The organism is Catenuloplanes indicus (genome assembly GCF_030813715.1).
In the GTDB taxonomy this organism is placed as follows: Bacteria; Actinomycetota; Actinomycetes; order Mycobacteriales; family Micromonosporaceae; genus Catenuloplanes; species Catenuloplanes indicus.
The window spans coordinates 7,461,543-7,480,698 of record NZ_JAUSUZ010000001.1 but is presented as its reverse complement, the minus strand read 5'-3'; the positions used below and the strand labels follow the sequence as shown (position 1 = coordinate 7,480,698).

At 71.1% G+C, this 19,156-nt stretch carries 1 protein-coding gene; it reads right to left on the bottom strand.

From position 1 onward, the window contains the following. Positions 1-345 precede the first annotated feature (345 nt). Positions 346-19,116 carry a hypothetical protein gene (locus J2S42_RS33410; RefSeq protein WP_307245668.1) on the bottom strand — a complete coding sequence of 6,257 codons (18,771 nt, stop codon included), beginning with the start codon at positions 19,114-19,116 and terminating at the stop codon, positions 346-348. Positions 19,117-19,156 lie beyond the last annotated feature (40 nt).

Genomic DNA, 19,156 nt, shown 5'->3' with positions numbered 1-19,156 from the left:
GACCGGATGGCGCCTGGCGGCTACCGTGGCTCTACACCGTCGCGCGCAACCTCGCGGTCGGCCACATCCGCTCCGCTCAGCGCGCAGCGATAGCGGTGATGACCGGGTCGGACCGGCCGGATCCGCGCGATGACCTCGAGGCCGTGCTCACCCGGGCGCAGGTGCGGAAGCGATCGAACAGCTACCCGCCCCGATGCGCCTCACGCTGGTCGAGGTCTATCTGATGGGGCGTTCCGTGGAGGAGACCGCGGATCTGCTCGGCACGCCGAATCAAGGTCGTCCCCGACCAGTCCCCGGCCCACCCTCGGGCCGGTGACCACGTCAGATCACCAGCCCGACAACCCGTCAACAATTCGACACCGCGTACGTCACCGTGTCGATCAGCTTCGCGTGCATCTGCGCGGCCTCGTCACCACGCGCCAAACCATCCTTCAACGCGGTGAGCCGACCGGTCCAAGCCACCCGATCATACGGATCCAGACAGCCCTCATAGGAACCATCCACACCCTTGGTGATCTTACCGATCCGATCAAAAATCGGCTTCAACCGTGGATCAACCAGCGGATCCGCATCCAACACACCCCGATCACGCGGAAGCGACAACAACTCCACGACCGCCTCCATCATCGTGACACTCGCCCGATCCTTACCGGTCACCGCCGTAGCCCGCAACAACGACACGACCTGCACACCAGACAGCACACCAGCCACCATCATCTGAAACAACAGACCATCCCACGGGAATCGCACCTGCCGGTCACCCGTCACCCGCACAAAGTCATACACAAATACCGCCGGCACCCGCCCACGCGCCTCAGACCACGCAGGCTCCACATCCAACATCGTGAGCGCCACCGGCCGCGGACCCTCCTCCGGACCCACCCCACCGAACTCACGCGCCAGCTCCAACGCCGTCCGGAAAACCGCCAACCGCGCATCACCCGAACTCGCACCAGCCAACTCACGCAACGCAGTCAACACGGCCGGATCACGCAACCGCTCCACATTCCGCCGGTGATACGCCTCAGCCGAATCCGGATCCCACGTCCGCAACCACTCCACCAATGCCACCGGCAACCTCGCCGCCGCACCACGAGAAAGCATCCGAGCCCGCTCGAACACACCAACGGACGGCTCACCCTCAAGATCGCCAACGGTGCCGCCATTCACGTCCCGCAACCGCCACGCATCACCAGATCCGGCCGCCTCAACAGCCAGCGACACCAGACCATGCCGCGCTCGCAGCTCACCGAAAAGCCGCTGACCATAACCCGTCGCTCGACCCACCACCACCAGCGGCACCGGACCAATCCGGCGATACCACACCAACGCCTCCGACAACTCCCCGAGCACCGCATCGACCACCCCCTGCGCACCAGCCAGATCAACCACAATCACCGGCCGATCAGCAAGAACCGCACGCGCACGAACCTTGCCGAGAACGTCCCCCGGCTGCTGCTGCGAACTCCAAGAACCAAGCACCAAGACCGGCATCGGAGCCGGCCACCAACCACCCGGAAACACACCCGCCCGTAACGCGCCGTCCAACGCCAGCAACGGCCGCACCACAGCATGCGTCTCATCCGGCACCAACCGCGCCACCCGCCGGATCGCCTCACCGAACCCCGGGTCAAGCAACAGCACCGAGGCCTCCCGCTCGGGCAGCTCGGCCAGTTGGCGCAGCGACTCCATCGCCTCCGCCCACATCCGGCCCGCGACCGGGTCGATCCGGCTCAGCTCGGCCACACCAGGACCCGCCATCTTCGCCGCGAACAGCACATCGCTCAACGACGCCGGACCGGGCGCCAGGATCGAATCCATCGCGGGCTGCGGCGTCTCCAGCACCGGAGAGACCCACAGGTCGCCGGTTTCGTCAGCCGGCGGGTCGTCGGGGTCCGCGGTCACGTCCTGGTCCGAGCCCGACTCGGACATGCCGGGCAGCATCACGCGGACGTTGCCGGCTGGGCCGCGCTCCAGGTGCAACGTCCGGCCGGTCTCCGGCCCGTATGCCGTCCGGAGACCCTCCTCGGACAGCACAATCCGGATGTTCAGCGCGGCGGCGATCGCCCAGAGCAGCTCCGGCTCGGCGACGCTGTTGTCCGGGACCCACGTCTCCAGAACGTCGGCCATCAGCTCGGGCAGGCTGGGCAGGGTGGCCGGATTGGCCTCCAGATGGTCGGTGAGGGCCGCGAGCACCGCGTCGGTGTCGTCGGGCACCGCGACGGTGTCGTCGGGCACCGCGACGGTGTCGTCGGGCACCGCGACGGTGTCGTCGAGCACCGCGACGGTGTCGTCGAGCACCGCGTCGATCTCGTCGAGCACCGCGTCGATCTCGTCGAGCACCGCGTCGATCTCGTCGAGCACCGCGTCGATCTCGTCGAGCACCGCGTCGGTGTCGTCGGGCACCGCGTCGGTGTCGTCCCGGATACGTACGGCGACCGCACGGCCCAGGAGATCGATCAGGAACGGGTCACCCTGATCGAGACGGGCCGCGACGTCGCGACGCAGCCGGACACGCTCCTCCTCCGCCCATCGCTCGCTCGCCGCGGCATCCCCGGCCGTGCCGGCCCATCGGGCGAACTCGGCCGGGTTCGGCTCCATCGGCCGGAATCCGGGTTGCAGTGCCAGTAGCGCGCCGACCGGCAACGCCTGGGCGAGCAGCGCGCCGACGGTGCGACCGGGCATGTCCCGGAATCTCCGGGGCTCCTCCCGCATGATGCGAATCACATACTGGGTGGCAGCACGGGTACTCGCCCGGTCCTCGTCCGTCATCGCCGCAGGCAACAGGTTCAGGGTCCGAGCGGCCCGCACGACGGACTCCAGCATTTCGTCGTCTGGCCGCGCGTCGACCGGCATCAGATCCGGCGGGGGTACGGCCGACGGCGTCAGGCTGCCGGTGACTTCGGCGATCCGATGCCGCACCGCCGCCCGCTGTCGCCGGACCGGCTCGTCCTGATCCTGGCCGGCGAGCTGCCTCTCCAGGTCGCGCAGCACGTCGAGTCCCGGATCGGTGGACAGCAGGTCCGCGACCCACCCGGTGATGTCCGGATCGCCGTCCCCGCTGACCGGGATCGTGCGCGAGATGCCCTCGGTGCTCGGCGTGTCACCGCGCTCGGCGTACCACGTGGCCCACCAGGCGGCTGACCGGTGGCTCCGCGCCGGTTCCGCCCAGGCGTGTTCCGCGATCCACGCACGAGATTCCAGTTCCCGCCCACCACCACCCGGGTAGGCCAGCTGATGGACGAGCCGCGCCCGCGCCACGAGGCCGTCCAGGAAGCGGGCCGGCAGCAGGGTTGCGGCGTCGGAGGCCGGCCCGGCCGGCCCGTCGCGCAGCGCGGCCATCGCGAATGCCGGGTGCTCACCCATGATCAACTTGCGGATGTCATCCGGCCAGGGCGCGGACCGGACGAGTGTCTCCGCCTCGGCGGCGGACAGCCCGTACGGCAGACCCGCGTGATCATCGCCCGCATGCCAGGGCGTGGTGACGAACAACGCGCGCGCCTGCCATAGGTCGTCGGCTCCCTGGAACAGCTGGTCCAGGAACCGCTTCGTCCGCTCGTCCGGCGGGTCGAAGGTCCGCCACCGGCCGCCGAGTTCCCTGCCCGAGCCGGGCTGGTGAGCGTCGGCCGGCTCCACGGTGAAGTCCCGCCCGGCTGCCCGGACCAGACCGAGCAGGGTCTTGAGCTGCGTCTGCAGCACCGGCAGGTCCCGGGCCAGGTCGAGGCCCTCGAAACGCAGCTCGCCGTCCGGCCGTCGATCGACGGTGCGGGCGGCACGCGACCGCACCCGGTCCTCGGCGGGGTCGGTGCTGAGGCGGTGCAGGACGTCCTCGTACCCGGTCATCAAGCTCCGCAGGACGTCGAAGGTCCGCTCACCGACCGCGCCGACGCGGACGGACATCGAGCCGCGCACCGGCTCCGCGCCGGCGTACGCCAGCGCGTCCAGGACGGCGGCGAGCTGCTGCCAGGGCTTTTCCGCACCGTTCAGGTCCTGCAGCGTCAGCCACCAGCGGCCGTCGCTGGATTCGTGCAGCACACCGGGGAACAGCGCGCCGACGTCCGCGACGATGCGAGCGGCCCGCTCCCTGGCCGGCACTGCCGTCCAGGGATTGGCCGTCCTGCGGATCGGGAACGTCAACTCCGCCGACACCGTCAGCGGCCTGTTGAGGCGGTCCGTTTCGTCACCGGTGTGCGGCACCGGGTGCAGACCGCTTTCGACGCGTTCGCGCAACCACTCCTCGACGGCTCCGGCCGTGTCGGCGGAGGGCCGGTTCCGCCGCGGTGTCTGCCATCCTCCGGCCTGCGCCGAGTCCTGCCCGGCGACCGGTCCCATGCCGACCGGCGGCCGGACCTCCACGAGGCCCGTGGCACTGGTGCCGGGTGCCCAGTCGGCGACCTGGAAGAGGGTGAAAGCCTGCAGGCGTGCCACCGGATCGGTGATCAGGTCGAACACGCGCAGGCCGGTGTCCTCGTACCGACGATGCAGCGCGACTGAACCGGCCGCGTAGGATCCGGCCTCCGCGAACTCCCACGAGTCAAGGTCCTCGACCGTGCCGGGCTCCCGGGCCGCCTCGACGAACCCGGCGAAGACGGTGGCGCCGACCTGCAGCTGAGCGGGGGTCACCGCGCCCAGATGGAAGATCACCGTGCCACCGCTGCGCCGGCCGGCGTTCTCCACCTGCATCATCCGGTCACGGTCCGCGTGGTCCGCGGCGAAGTCGGCGAAGGTCGTCCAGCCGGGCGTAACGGTCGCCTCGCCGGGGCCGGCCGGGGCCAGCAGGCCCATCCGGTGCAGCACCGGCAGGCTGGCATAGAAGAGCTGGGCGAGCCGCAGGTACGCACCGGTGTCCCGGCCGAAGCTGGTATGCACTCGGATCGCGGCGCTGGGAACGGATCGCGTCTCCTTGTCGATCATCTGCCGCAGGATGCGCCGGAACGACGTCCAGTTCTTGCGGAGCGGAAGCACCGTGAATTCTGCCCAGGACCGGGCACCCGGCGCCTCGGCCTCGATCAGTGTCGTCAGGTCTGGCCGCGCGGGCAGGAGCACCTCGACGCCGACCGGGATCGGTAGACCGGCCGACATCGACGGCGTGAGCCGGTGGGTGAAGGTCCGGTCGCCGACCGCGGTCCGAAGCATCTCCGTCGCCTCGCCGGGATGGTCACGGGCCAGCGCCCAGAGTGCGCTCCCGGTGAGCCGGCCGGACTCCAGGCGCACCTGGAGCATGAGCTGCCGGGCCGCCCGTGGCGTCTGTCTCCCGAGGGTTCCCAGGTTGCCCCGGTTGTGTGCCCGCAGCTGATCGTTAGCCCAGACGAACTCCTTCTCGGTGATGTGCGCGTGCGCGTGCATCCGATCGACCCAGGGCTGGTATCCGGCGATCAGCCGTTCCCGGGCGTCACCGCGTGATCCGGCGTCCGCGGTGGACATGAACTGCTCGGCCAGGGCCACCACCCCGACCGGCATGCGCAGCTGCTCCGCGATCTGGATCAGATCCCTCGGATCGGCATTGCTGGACGTGAAGATGGTGTCCAGGTCGGCCGGCACCGCCTCGGTGGCCACGGCGATGCGCCAGAGCGACTCGGTGATCGGCGGCAGCGATCGCGGGCTGGCCGGCTCGGCTCCACCGGCCGGAACGAGCTTGTCCCAGGCCGACAGCCGGCCCGGTGACGGGCGCCGGCGAAGGGCCTCGCGGTGCTCCTCGGACAGGGCCTCGATCGCGCTGGTCGCCGAGGCGAATCGGGGCCCGGGGACCCGCCGCCTGAGCGCGGCGATCCCGTCGGCCGGCGTCAGGACGAGCGGGTCGACGGGGAGGCCGGCCGCGAACGCGAACAGCAGGTCGGCGCGCACGTTGAGTCGATCGGCGATCTGCGGGAGCTCGACGGGCACACGACCGATCCGGACACTGAGCGACAGCATCCACGATGTCGGCACCCGGAGGCGGGCGGCGAGAACGGAGATGGCGTGCCGGTCCAGCCGGAACAGCTCCGCCAGGTCGTCGAGCAGCCTCCGCCAGTGCTCCAGCCGCAGGGAATGCCCGGCCGCGAGAATCTCCGGCCCGACCCCCGTCCAGGTGGACAGCAGCACACCCGCCGAATTCCAGCGTGGTGCCAGGTTTCGGGTGCTCCAGCGATATCCGGACACCGCGAGGCTCTCCAGATACGTCGCCACGTCGGTACCGGCGGCGCCGGCCGCTTCGCCGACCATACGCTCGACCGCCGCCACGTCCACAACCGTCCCCGCTCCGGGAACGAGATCGAGCACTCTGACTAGCTGCGGATCGATCCCCAGCCGCGTCGCGAGTCCGACGACCATGGCCGGTGGCACGGGGCCCGCGCTCCCCTCGATCCGGATATCGCGGGCGATGAGCGGCAGGTCCTCCGGGATCCGGTCGTGCCGGATCGCGAACGCGCGCATCCTGGCGGCCGGCAGGCCGGTCGTCGTCGTCAACCACATCAGGGAGCTCGGGCTCAGCCACGGCCGCTCCCGGACATCGTTCATGATGTCCTCGAGCGTGACGTCCTTCAGCATCTCCGACCATGCACCGGCTCGCCAGGAATCGGCGAGCAGACCGACTTCGCGGTCGCTGAGCAGCTCCCGGCCGGGTGCCGGCGAGGCGCTGCCGAGCATCTCGCCGATCTCACCGTCGGTCAGGTTGTCCACGGTCCGGTTCGCCGGATGGAACGCCTTCGCCGCCCGGTAATCCGCGACCAGGCCGATCACGGCGTCGGCGACCGCCGCCACTTCCGGCGACGCCGACAGTGACCGGAGAACCTGGCCGGTGTACGCGGCGAGCGCCTCGGCGAACGCCAGGTCCCGCTGGATCATCGACGCCTGGAGCCCCCAGGTGTGGAGACCGTGCGAGGACTCGGGTCCTCCGTAGGCCGAGGCGAACGTGTCGATCGCCTGCTGCCGCTTCTCTTCTGCGGCGTGCAGTCGTTCGACCGCCGCCAGTGGCACCGGCGCTCCGGCCGCACCGGCGGCCCGGGTCACCCTCTCCTCCAGGTCCACCCGGCTCCGCTGGCGGCCGAGTTCGGCGCTCCGGTCGTAATCCCGCGGGCCCGCATCACCGGCCCGGGATCCGAGATCGGCCTCGAAATCGGTCCGGATGCGGGCGAGCCAGGCGGTGGTTTCCTCCATCAGGGGCCGTAGCCCCGGGGGCTCGATCGATGAACTCAGCGCGAGCTCGGTAGCCTCGCGCACAAGCCGTTCCCGCTCCTCCAGTCCGGAGCGGAGCTGGGTGTACCGCTCGACAGTCAGCCCCGGAAGGTCAGCCAGCTGCCGAGGCAGAATGCCGGTGTCGATCCAGTCGCCACCCTGGGCGTGCATCCACCGGAACATCTGCCGGAACACCCACGGCAGCTGCATCCGTTCGTCGAGGAGTGGTACGTGGAACCGTGCCGTATGCGCCAGCTGCCTCGCCAGCACGGCCGCCGTCATCGTCCGTGTCCCACGCCCGGCCGGCGCCACGAAGCGGTTCATCAGATTCTGGAACGGCATCAGGTGGTTCGGCTCCACCCCGCCCTCGATCTGGGCCGCGACCTGCAACACCGTCGCCGGCTCGACCCCCCGCCGGACGGACGTACGGCCGAGATCGACGGGAATCCAGCCGATCTGCAGCGACAGCCGGGTCAGCGTCGCGCGGTCGAGCCGGTCCAGCCCCGCCCGGGACGCGGCCGTCAGTATTCGCTCCGGATCGCCCCACGGAACGCTCAGCAGCTCCTCGATCGTCGTGGCGGCTACACCCAGCTCGTCGCTCCACCGGGCGCGTTCCGCCTCGGTGGTCGCGGGGCGGTACGCCGGTGGGGCCGAGTCGATCAGCTTCCGCACGTAGCCGGCGATCGCTGCCAGCGGGATGTCCGCGAGAAACTCGTGCAGCAGCAGCTCCATGCGCCGGGACGGCAGGAGCGCGGCCAGGGCACCGGGATGCACGCCGAGCCGCCCGGTCACCTCCATCACCTCCCGCACGGCCTCCGCGTCGGTCCGGTCGGCGATCCCGGGGTACACCGGGACGACCAGTCCGTCGGCCAGGAGTGACGCGGTGATCTCGGCCGCAATCCGCGTAGCCCGGTCCGGTTGCCCGCCCGAGTACGAGCTGCCGAGCGCCGCGAACGCCTGCCGGATGCGAGGTGCGATCCCGGCCAGGTGTACCGGTTTTACGCCCAGCGCGGTGGCGAGCGCCGTCACCTCGTCCCGATGCCGCAGACCCAGCCCGTGTGCACCGAGATCGGGGCTGGACATGATGACCACCCGCATCCGGGCGGTGTCCATCGCCGTGACGAGATCGTCGTCACGCAACGTGGCCAGCAGCTCCGGCGCCACGCGCTGACCGGGGAAGGTCAACAGCGCCGGCAGGTCGGTCTCGCCGAGCTCCAGCCGACCGGCCACCTCGGCCAGCCAGACGATGTCCCCCACGGTACGGACGCCGGAGGACCGCAGACGACCGAGCAGGTCGAGCGGCCGCGTCGTGCCGGCCGAGGCGAGTGCCCGAAGGTGCGAACCGAAGACGACCAGCCACTCCGGATCGACGAGGAGCTCGGCGGCCAGCCGGAGAAGCGGGCCGGGAACGACGAGCCCGATCCGGGCCGCGGCGGCGTCGTCCGGGACCCGGCCGATCACCTCGATCCAGCGGACCACCCTCTCCGGGCTCGGCACGCCGGCCCCGAGCAGATGGATGAGCGACTCCAGGCGTGCCGGGGTGAGGGCGATCGCGACGTCGTCCTGCAGCCGGCGTCGACGGGCATCGTCCGCGGTGGCGGGCGCGTAAGCCGGCGGGGCGGGCGGGAGCCAGCCCGGCACCTGTCCGGCGGTGACCGGATCGAGCAGCACCTCCACCGCATTCGGGTAGGTGCTGATCGGACCCCTCGGCTGAGGCTGGATCACAAGGTCGCCGCGGACCACCACCCGGGACTGATTGCCGATGCGCACCGTGCCGACCGGTGCCACGCCACTGAGCCCGATCCTAAAACGTGCACTGTCGGTGAGGCCGCGCGCGATGAATTCCCGGGCATTTCCCTGTACCCCGAGGTCGGCCAGCCACCGCCGCGCTGCGGCGGTCACCTGGCCGATCATCGCGCGGCCGTCGGCCCACGCCCCGGCGTCGACCGGCTGGGCCAGGCCCGATTGCCCGGGCAGAGCGGGTATGCCGGGGAGCATCGCGGACGGGGCCGGCACGATCGCCCGTTCCCACAGTCCGATCGGTCCGACCTGAGCGGGCGTGGCGAGGCCGTCGACCCGTACGACGACCGCGAGCCGCCCCTCGTAGCGGATCTGCCGACCGTCCAACGACTCCGGCCGGTACTCGCCGGCGCGGCTGGCGGTCACCGTGAGTGAGACGTCGCGGAGCATCGGCGGCACCGGCCGGGACGCGTCCCCGGCCGGCACGATCCGCAGGCCGCCATCGAGCAGCGCGGACACGTTCTCGCGCAGTGTGTCCGTGCCGAGCAGCTCCGAGATCGGGACACCGGCGCCGGCCCGGCCCTCGATGCGCCAGCCGTCCCAGGAGGCCGCGTCGGCATCCGGCAGCATGCGGCGCCACGCGGTCACCGCGTCCGAGACCGCATCGCGGCCGTCCCGCCCGGGTTCGATCGCGATCGGGTGCAGCTCGACGGTCCGCACACCGGGGCCGGTGAGCTCGGCGGCCGGTAGCACACCGGTGGGAGTACGGCCGGACGGCAGCGTCACATCGTCGGCCTGCTGCCGGGGCGACGGGGGCGACGGCCGCCGCATCATGCCCGGCCGGCCGCCACCGTCGAGCAGCGCCTCCACCGTGCGGTCCGCGGGCGGGGCCGCCGAGCCGGAGGGCCCGGCGATGATCCGCTTGTCGACGAAGTCCACGCCCAGCACGGCCGCGTCCTCGTTGCCGAGGAGCCGGACGGTGCCGGCCAGCGCGGCCGGCAGTCCGTCACCGCGCCTGCTGAGCGTGAACGGCTGCACCCGGTCAGCGCCGTTCGCCTGCGTCTCGATCAGTGTGTAATTCGTCTCGTCGTAGCGGTGGACCAGCACCATGTGCGCGCGCTCGACGATCCACACCGGAGTGACCGTGCCGATCGGCAAAGCGATCAACGCGGCCCCTCTGGTCGGCTTCTGGAACCGTCCGCCCAGGCGCGCGCCCAGCAGGTCGAGGCTGATCGTGTCCGTCGTGGCCACGTGCAACAGCGGAACGTCCAACAGGATGAGCAGCAGCTCGACCCGATCGACGCAGTCCGTGGCCGTCCCGTCCCACAGCGCCGGGACGGCGGCCGCCTCGGCCAGAAGCCGGCGCGGATCGGCCAGCATACGGAAGCCGTCCACCGGGTCACGCTCGACGTGCAGCGTCGATCCGCCGCCCGGCCCGTACGCCGTCCGCAGGCCGTCCTCGGCGACCACAACGGTAGTGTTCAGCGCCAGACTCACCGTCCACAGCAGCTCCGGTACGGCGACGCTGCCGTCCGGGCTGTAGTGGTCGATCAATGTGGTCAGCACCGCAGTACGGGTGGGCAACCCGGCGGGCTCACCATCGAGCAGCTCCTTCACCGCTCTGATCAGCCCGTCGGTGAGCAACTCGTCGTCGTCACCGAGCACCCGGTGCAGCAGATCGATCAACACCGGATTACCCCGGTCGAAAGCGGCTGCGACCTCACTGCGCAGCCGCAGGCGCTCGTTCGCCAGCGCGAGCTCCAGCGCCGCACCACCGTCATCGGCCCGTTCCGGGACGGACAGCCGGAACCCCGGGTCCAGGGCCGTCAGCACACCCACCGGCAGCGCCTCGGCGAGCAGCTCACCGAGGGTACGACCGGCCATCCGCTCGAACCGGCCAGGACTGCCTCGAAGAGCCTCGATCACATAGCTCTTCACCACGTCGAACGTCTTCGCGCCGCTACGCCCCACGTCCGGGGGCAGAACACCCTGGGCGAGGCCGGACCGGAACACGGACACCAGCAGCGGATCGCGCCTGGTATCGACCCGGATCGACCGCAGACCGGCAGGCGGGCCCGCGGGCTGCACCGCCGGTCTGAGCCGCTCGCGAACCTCGCGCCGCTGCTGCCGTGCAGCCTCGTCACCACCGTGCGCGGCCAGCCACCGATCAAGGTCACGCAGTACCTCGGCACCCGGATCCGCGTCCAGCAGGCGAGACACCCACCCGGCCACGGCCCGGTCCTGGGCCCGTACCACCGGAAGATGTCGTTCCTCGCCGGTCCCGGGGAACATGCCCAGCTCCGAGTACCACGCCTGCCACCAGCCAGCCGGCCGCCTGCTTCCCGTGACGTCGGCCCACGCGGCCCGCGCCACCGATGCCCGGTGACGCACCGCCAGCTCGCCGTCACCCGGATAAGCCAGCAGGTAGGTGGCACGTGCCCGCTCCACCACCTCACGCGGGAAGCGCGCCGGAAGCTCGCTGACCGGCAACCCGAACACTCCGGCGGGCAGCGCGGTCATCGCGAAAGCCGGGTGCTCCCAGCGCAGGACGCCGGCGGGCTCCTGCCCCCATCGGGACAGGCCCAGCAGCGTCGCCTCGGCGACGGACAGGCCGTACGGCAGGCCCGCGTGGTCATCACCGGGGTGCCACGGCGCGAGGACCCACAGCGCGCCCGCCTGCCAGCGATCCTCCGGGGTCTTGAACAAGATGTTCAAGAGCCGGTTCTCCCGGTCGCCGGGAAAGGCATACCCTCGCCACCGGTTGTCGAGCGGCTGCCCGGCCTCGGACGGGTGCCGGACGGCCGTCGCCTCGGCAATTCCGGTGAAGTCACGCTCAGCCGCTGCGACCAGGCCCAGCAGCGTCTTGATCTGTACCTGCAGCACCGGCAGGTCGAGAACCGGGTCGAGGCCGGAGATTCCGAGACCGCGATGACTCAGGGCCGCCAGGCGGCCGGCCCGCGACCGTACCCAGCCATCGGCGGGGTCGGTCAGCAGGCGATCGATGACGTCTCGGTGCATCTCCATCAGGGCCCGCACGGCGCTCGCGGTCTGCGCGGTCACGTTTCCGATCTGGACGGTCATCGAGCCGTCGACCGGCTGCGCGCCGAACCGCTTTACCAGGTGGAGCAGTTCGGCGAGCTCCCGCCAGGGATGACGCGACCGGCCCAGATCGGCCGACGTCAGCCGCCACGTCCCGGTCAGCGAGTGGAGCGAGCCGGTCGCACCGAGCTCGCGGAGCCGCTCGTTGATCTGCCTGGCCCGTGCTGCCGCCGAGACCGCGGTCCACGAGTTCGCCGTCCGCAGGACCGGGAACTCGACCTTCATGGACAGCATGAGCGGCCGGCCGAGCGGGGTCTGCCGGTCACCGGTGTGCGGCACCGGATGCAGGCCGCTCCGCACACGTGCCGACAGCCACTCGACGAGCTGCTGGGGCGTCGAGCCGGCCGGCGCACCGAGCTCGGGGTCCTGCCACGCATAGGACGGTGGCTCAGTCTGATCGAGGATCGGCCCCATGCCGGTCGGGGGCTGCACCTCGATGAACTCCACGTTGCCCGGCTGGCCGCCGGTCGTTCTTCCCCACGGCCAGTCGACGACCTGGAAGAGGGCTGCCACCTGCCAGCGCGCCACCGGATCGGCGATCAACGGCAGGATCCACTGGATGTCCTTCTCGTTCCGTCGCCGCAGCGGGACCGACTCGTCCCGGCCGGCATCCGCCGCTTGGAGTGCCCACCGGTCGAGGTCCGAGATCCCGGCGCGGGTCCGCGCCGCCGTCACGAAGACGTCGAAAATCGTGACCGCCGCCTGTATCTGGGGCACAGTCACCGCGTCCAGGTACAGGACCGCCATACCGGTGCCCTCGATCAGCTGCAGGACCCGCTGGGGGTTGCTATGGAAATCGAAGAACTCTCCAGGGGTGGTCCAGCCCGTTCCGGGCCAGGTCAGGGACGGGCCGGACGGAGCGAGCAGGCCCATCCGGCGCAGCACCGGCAGGGTGGCGTAGAAGATCTGCGCGAGCCTGAAGTACGCCTGCCGATCCTGGCCAAAGCCGGTTTTCAGCGCGACGAGGGCGGTACGGGGCCGGGAAACCTTGCCATCCTGGTGGGATTCCCACACGATGCGGTTGAGCGACGCCCAGCCGTCGGTGAGCCCGGTCAGCGGAATGGAGACGTCCGTCCCGTCCAGCCCGGCTGCCGGTGCCTCGACATCGAGCCGCGCTCGCACCTTGTCGGGGTCACCGGACGCCTTCAACAACAGCACGTCCCCGGCCGGTATCGGCACGTCGGTGAGGAGCGGCACGTACTCATGCGTAAGGAACGTACCGTCGAGCGCGGTGCGCAGCATGTCCGTCGCGTCGTCCGGGTAGCTCTTCGCCAGCGCGGTCAGCGCGTCGGTGGTGAGCCTCCCGCGCGCCAGGCGTACCCCGAGCATCAGCTGCCTGGCCGCCCGCGGCTCCATCGCGAGCAGCTTTCTCAGGTCGCCGCGGTCGCGGTGCTCCAGGAGCACCTGGTTCGCCCAGGCCAGTTCCGCTTCGGTCAGGTGCGCGTGCTCGGCCAGCCTGCGGACCCAGCCCGGGTACCCGTCGAAGCGCCCGCGGGCGATGACGTCGTGTCCCTTGTCCTCGAACGGCATGTACTGATGGGCCAGCACGACGTTGCTCATCGACGTTCTGTGAGCGGCCGCGGTGGAGAGCAGCAGTCGCGGTGGAATGCTGGTCTCCGCGAAGCGCTGCGTCAGCGCCTCGGGAACGGCGCCACGAACCAGGGTGACCGTCCACAGCGCCTCGGTCGGCACCGGCAGCGGCATAGGATCGAGCAGATCCGCTGCCGCCCGGCCCGGCCTCGGTCGCTGTCGCAGCGTGTCCGCGGTACCGGCCGGCAGATGTGCGATGACGCGCTGCACCGAGCCGAAACGGGAGAGCCCGTCGCCGTCCTGGGGGGCGAGCCCGGCAAGGAAGTGATCGTCCCGGGTCAGGACGGCGGTATCGACGGACAGCCTCGCGGCGAACGCGAAGAGCAGGTCGGCATGCACACCCAGCCGCTCAGCGTCCTTCAGCAGGCCGGACGGGACGTCGCCGATGCGCACCGCGTAGGACATCACCCAGATGGCGGGCACTCGCAGGCGGGCAGCAAGGTCGGCGATCTGATGGCGGTCCAGCTGGAACACGTCCGCCAGCTCCTCCAGCGCCGTCCGCCAGAATTCGGGCCACCGCTTCGGCATCCGCGCGGGGAGAGAGGCCGGATCAATGCCCATCCACAGCGGCAGGACCTCGGCCGAATCCCACGGCGGTGCCACGCTCCGGTCCCGCCAGCGGAATCCGGCCAGGGCGAGACCTTCCAGGTAGGTGGTCGCGTCGGTGCCGTCCGCCGCAGCCGCATCGTCGATTTCCCGCGTCAGCTGGTCCATCGTCGGCACGTTCTCGTCCGAGTCGTACCCGAACACGATCGAGACGACCGACGGATCGACGCTCCGCCGACCCGCCAATCCGGCGATCAGGTTGATCGGCATGCCGGATGCTTCGCTCAGGGCCGGCAGGTCGGTAGGGACACGGTGTATCCGGATCGCGAGGGCATGTAGACCCGGGATCGGCTGACCGTTCTCGTCCTTCAACCCGGCCAGCAGGCGAGGGCTGAACCAGGGCCGTTCACGGAAGTCCGCCCGCAGGTCATCGGCCCGGACGGAGAGTCTCTCGGCCCACTGCTCGGCGATCCAGGAGTCAGCGAGCACATCGATGCCGGCGGGGCTGAGTGCGGCTCGGCCCGAGGCCGTGGCCGCGTTGCCGAGAGCGACCAGGATGTCGCTGTCCGAAAGGCGATCCACCACGCGGTGCGCCGGGTGTTCCGCCATCGCCGCCCGGAATTCGACGGCGAAGTCGGAGAGCCGATCCGCGGCTGACCGGTACAAACCGCGTACCGATGGTGGAACCTGGTCCGAGCGGAGATACTCGTTGGCGTACCCGACGACCTCCAGCGTGTAGTCGACTGTGACGCGTATCAGAACGCCTTGCCGGGCAACAGCGGCGTCTTTACCGACGGAGGCAAGCCGTGCCCTTGCCGACTGAAGTGCCGAGCCCGCCTTGAGGTGCAACTCCCTGGCGGCATCCACCCTCTTGCGAGCCTCCGGCCGCGGATGGACGTCATCCAACGCTCGCAGGATCCGGGCGGAGCGCTTCAACAACCTGTCCGGGCCATCCCCCTTCCAGCTCCCCAGGTGGCTGATCAGCGGGTAGAATTCTCCCACGAAGACGAGATCGAATACGTCGGCCGACCAGTCCGACAGCTCTTTGAGCATCCTCAGGTCCGGTCCGGACGACGACTGCGCGGCTGCGGACCTGAGGGCCAGTCGCAGGTTGTTCCGCTGCTGATCCAGGCCCTCAAGAAGCTCCGAGTACCGGTCCGCGGACGGGATCGCTATCCGGGGCAGCCACTCGGTCATGTGCGCGGTGTCGATCCAGGCGCCACCATGGCCGTGCATCCACCGGAACACCTGCCGGAACGTCCAGGGCAGCCGCATCCGGTCGTCGAGCACGAGCGAGATGCGCGTCGCCGTCTCGGTCAGCGCCGCGGCCAGCGCGTCCGGATCGTCCTGCACGTCGCCGAGCAGGGCGGCGAACGGCAACAGGTGAACGGGGTCCACCCCGCCCTGGATCCGCGTCGCCACCCGGAGCATCTTCGCCGGGTCGAGTCCCCGCAACAGGGCCGCCCAGGGCAGGTGGACCGGCACGCAGCCGATCCGCAGCGACAGCTCGGTCAGCGTCCGAAGGTCGGACCGGTGCAGCCCGGCCCGGATCGCGGTACTCCGGATCGCGAACGGGTCACCCCATGGCGTGTCCAGCAGCCGGTCGAACGTCGCCTCGTCGACCCCCAGCTCGGCCAGCCACCATGCGCGGTCCGCGGCGCTGATCACGCGGTCCGACGGCGCCGGCGGGGAAAAGCCGGCCAGCTTCCGCGTGTGGTCGGCGGTCATCATCAGCGCGACGTCGCCGAAGAACTCGTGCAGCAGCAGTTCGGCGTGCCGGGACGGCAGCAGCCCGGCCAGCGCGCCCGGCTCGACGCCGAGCCGCCCGGCCAGCCGCACGATGCGGCGGGCGGCTCCCACGTCCCGTCGCGACTGCTCGGCAGCGTCCGGGCCGGCCAACGCCGGAGCGAGGACACCGGCCCTGCGCATTATCGTGACGAGCTGGTCCACGATCCTCGTGGACCAGCGCCGATACTGTGCGGCCAGCTCGTCGCTGAGCAGCTGCGCCGCGGCGCGCATCTGCTCGGCCTCCGTCTCCGTGGCCCCTTCGGCGGGCTCGGGCCATGCCTGCCACGGTCCAGGAACGCCGGCCACGTACCGGCGCCACCGATGTTCCTGACCGATCCGTTCCTCGTACTCGTCCGCCTCGGCGCCCTCGTACGGGCTGCCGAGTTCCCCGACGGCAAGCCGCACCCATGCCGCGACGCCGGCCAGGTATGCCGGAGCCACACCCAGGCCGGTGGCGAGCGCGGTCACCTCCGCCGCGCTCCGCAACCCCAGCTCCGACGCGCCGAGATCCGCGCTGGACGACATGCGCACCCGCAGCCGCGCGGCGTCCATCGCGGCCCTCAGGTCGGCGTCACGCAGCGTGGCCAGCAGCTCCGGTGCCACCTGCTCGGCGGTGAACGTCAGCAGCGCCGCCAGATCCGTCTCGGTCAGGCGCAGCCGGCCGGCCACCTCGGCCAGCCAGGCGATGTCCGAGTAGGTCCGCACGCCGGACGGTCGCAGACGCTCCAGCAGATCGGCCGCCCGCAACGTGCCCGAGACAGCGAGCGCCCGCAGGTGCGGGCCGAAGACCACGAGTAAGCCGGGATCGAGCTTCAGGTCAAAGGCGATCCGCAGGAGCGGACCGGACACGGCCAACCCGATCCGGGCCGCGGCGACCGCGACGTCGTCCGGCACCCGGTCGATGACCTGGATCCAGTCGACCAGAGCCGCCGCACTCAAATCTTCGGCTCCGGGCTGATGCTGCAACGCGGACAGCCGGGCCGGGGTAAGCGCGATCTCCGCATCGTCCCGCAACCGCTGCCAGCGACCCGGGTCGACGCCGTCCGGTGCGGGCGCGGACTCGCGGTGGTCGTAGCCGGGCGGGGCGGTCGGGACGGACCGGAGCGGGACGAGCACACGCACCGCCGTGGCCACGTCGAGCAGCACCTCGACCGCGCCGTCCGTCTTCATCACCGTACCGTCGGTCAGCGTGACCTCAAGGTCACCACGGACCACCGCCCGATACTGCCCACCGATCCGGACCATGACGAACGCAGACCCGACGCGCAGCCGGAACGCCGGCCGGGACTCGGCATCGGCCAATCGTCCGGTGAGGAATCGCTGGGCCTCCCGCTGCCGCCGGACGCCCATCCGCGTGAGGACCGTCTGCGAGAGTGCGCCGACGACGGCCTGTCCGCTCGTCCACACCGCCGGATCGAGCACGGCCGTGTCACCGTCCGTGCCGGACGCCCCCTCCAGCGTGGGCAGTAGCGCCGGCGGGTTCTGGAGCATCACCTGCTCCCACACACCGAGCGGGCCGATCCACACCGGCTCGCCGAGGCCCTCGATCCGCACGCCGAGCTCGAGCCGGCCGCCATAGCCGACGTTGCGGGCGGTGACCAGCTCGGGCCGGTAGGTGCCGACACGCCGGGCCTGCACCACGATCGAGACGTCGGCGAGGGCTTCCGGCACGTCCTCCCCGCCCGGCACGAACCGCAGGTCGTCGTCGAGCAGGTCCTGCACGTATCCGGCTAGTTCACCCGTGTCGAGCCAGGTGGCGAGCGAAGCACTGTTCGTGCCGCCCTCGGGCCGCCAGCCCTCCCAGGCCACCTCGTCCGGGCTGAGCAGGGTCCCGAGCCTCTCGGTCACGGCATCGGCCAGCACGCCGCGGCCGTGGTGACCGGGCGCGGCCGCGATCGGGCGGGTCGCGACGGTCTCGGCACCGGTCTCCTCCAGCCGGTCGGCCGCGATGCCGGTCGTGGGCGTCCGGCCGGTCGGGGTCAACGGCTGATAGCCGGCCCGCGGGCCGGCCTCCGTCTGCACCGTGGAGACGCCGACGAAGACGTCCGGGGCGCCGATCCGGCCGGAGTGCTCCACCGAGCCGTCCTGGTGCACGAGGTGCAGGCGCATGTCGGCGCCGGGCAGTCCGGTGACGGCGATGGCGGCGGCCCGGACGCTGGTGTCCTGCGGAGCTCCGACCGGCCGCAGGCCGACCAGGACCTCGGGCGAGACCTGCCGCTCCCGGCCGGCCTGCTGGGTGCCGCCGCGGTAGCCGCGGCTGACCGGCTTGTCCAGTAGTGCGGCCACGTCCGATGTGGACTCCGGCGGCACGCCTGCCGGGCGCAGCACCACGCCGTTCGGGTCGATCACGACAGCTCGCGCGTACGTTGCCGAATCATGTCCGAACGGCGCGGCTCCGGTCCGGATCATCCCGTCCGGATCGACCAGGTTGGTCCACGCGATCTGCCCACCGAAGGCGTGATAGGCGAGATAGACGTGGCCGAACGCGGTGTGCGGCCGGTCGACCAGCACCACCGCGGCCGACCTCGGGCCGGCCGCGGACAGCCGGTCGTTGAGGTCCTGCCAGCCGCCGATCCGAGTGAAGTCCTCCCGGTCGCCGAGCCAGCGCTCCGCGACCGACCCCAGAGCGCCTTCCTCGCGGGTACGTGGCACCCGCACCCCGTGGGGGAACCTGCTGTCCGGGAAGAGTCGCCCGGTCAGGTCACGAACCAGGGCGAGGCACTCGGCGAGCGTGCGGTCACCGGTGCTCTCCGCCCGGCGGACGCCGTCTGACAGCACCCCACGGAACAGGGTGTCCAGCTCGCTGATGGTAGCCGCGCGGCTCCGCGGGACGGTCCACGGGTGCTCCGGCTCCGGCGACTCCGGCAGTACGGCCTCGATGCCGGCCAGGCCGGCCAGGTCGTGCCAGAGCACCGGATCGATCGGATCGCCGGGCACCGGCACGAACGCCAGCTCGTCCGGCCGGTCCAGCAGGCCCAGCGTGCGGCCCAGCGCCTGCCGCGTGGTCGTGCGGTCCAGCGCGGCCTCCGGCACGACGACCGAGGTCCGGTCGTCCAGCACGACCGCGTCCCACGCGCGCAGGTAGGCGGCGAGGTCGAGGCTGGCCGGCGTCTTCCCGGGGTGGTAATACACCCGTGCCCCGGGCAGCGGCATGAGAACGCCGTCGCGGCAGACGATGTCGAACAGGGATGAGCTGGGCAAGAGACGACTCCTAGGCGGACGGTGTAATCCTGACGTCGGG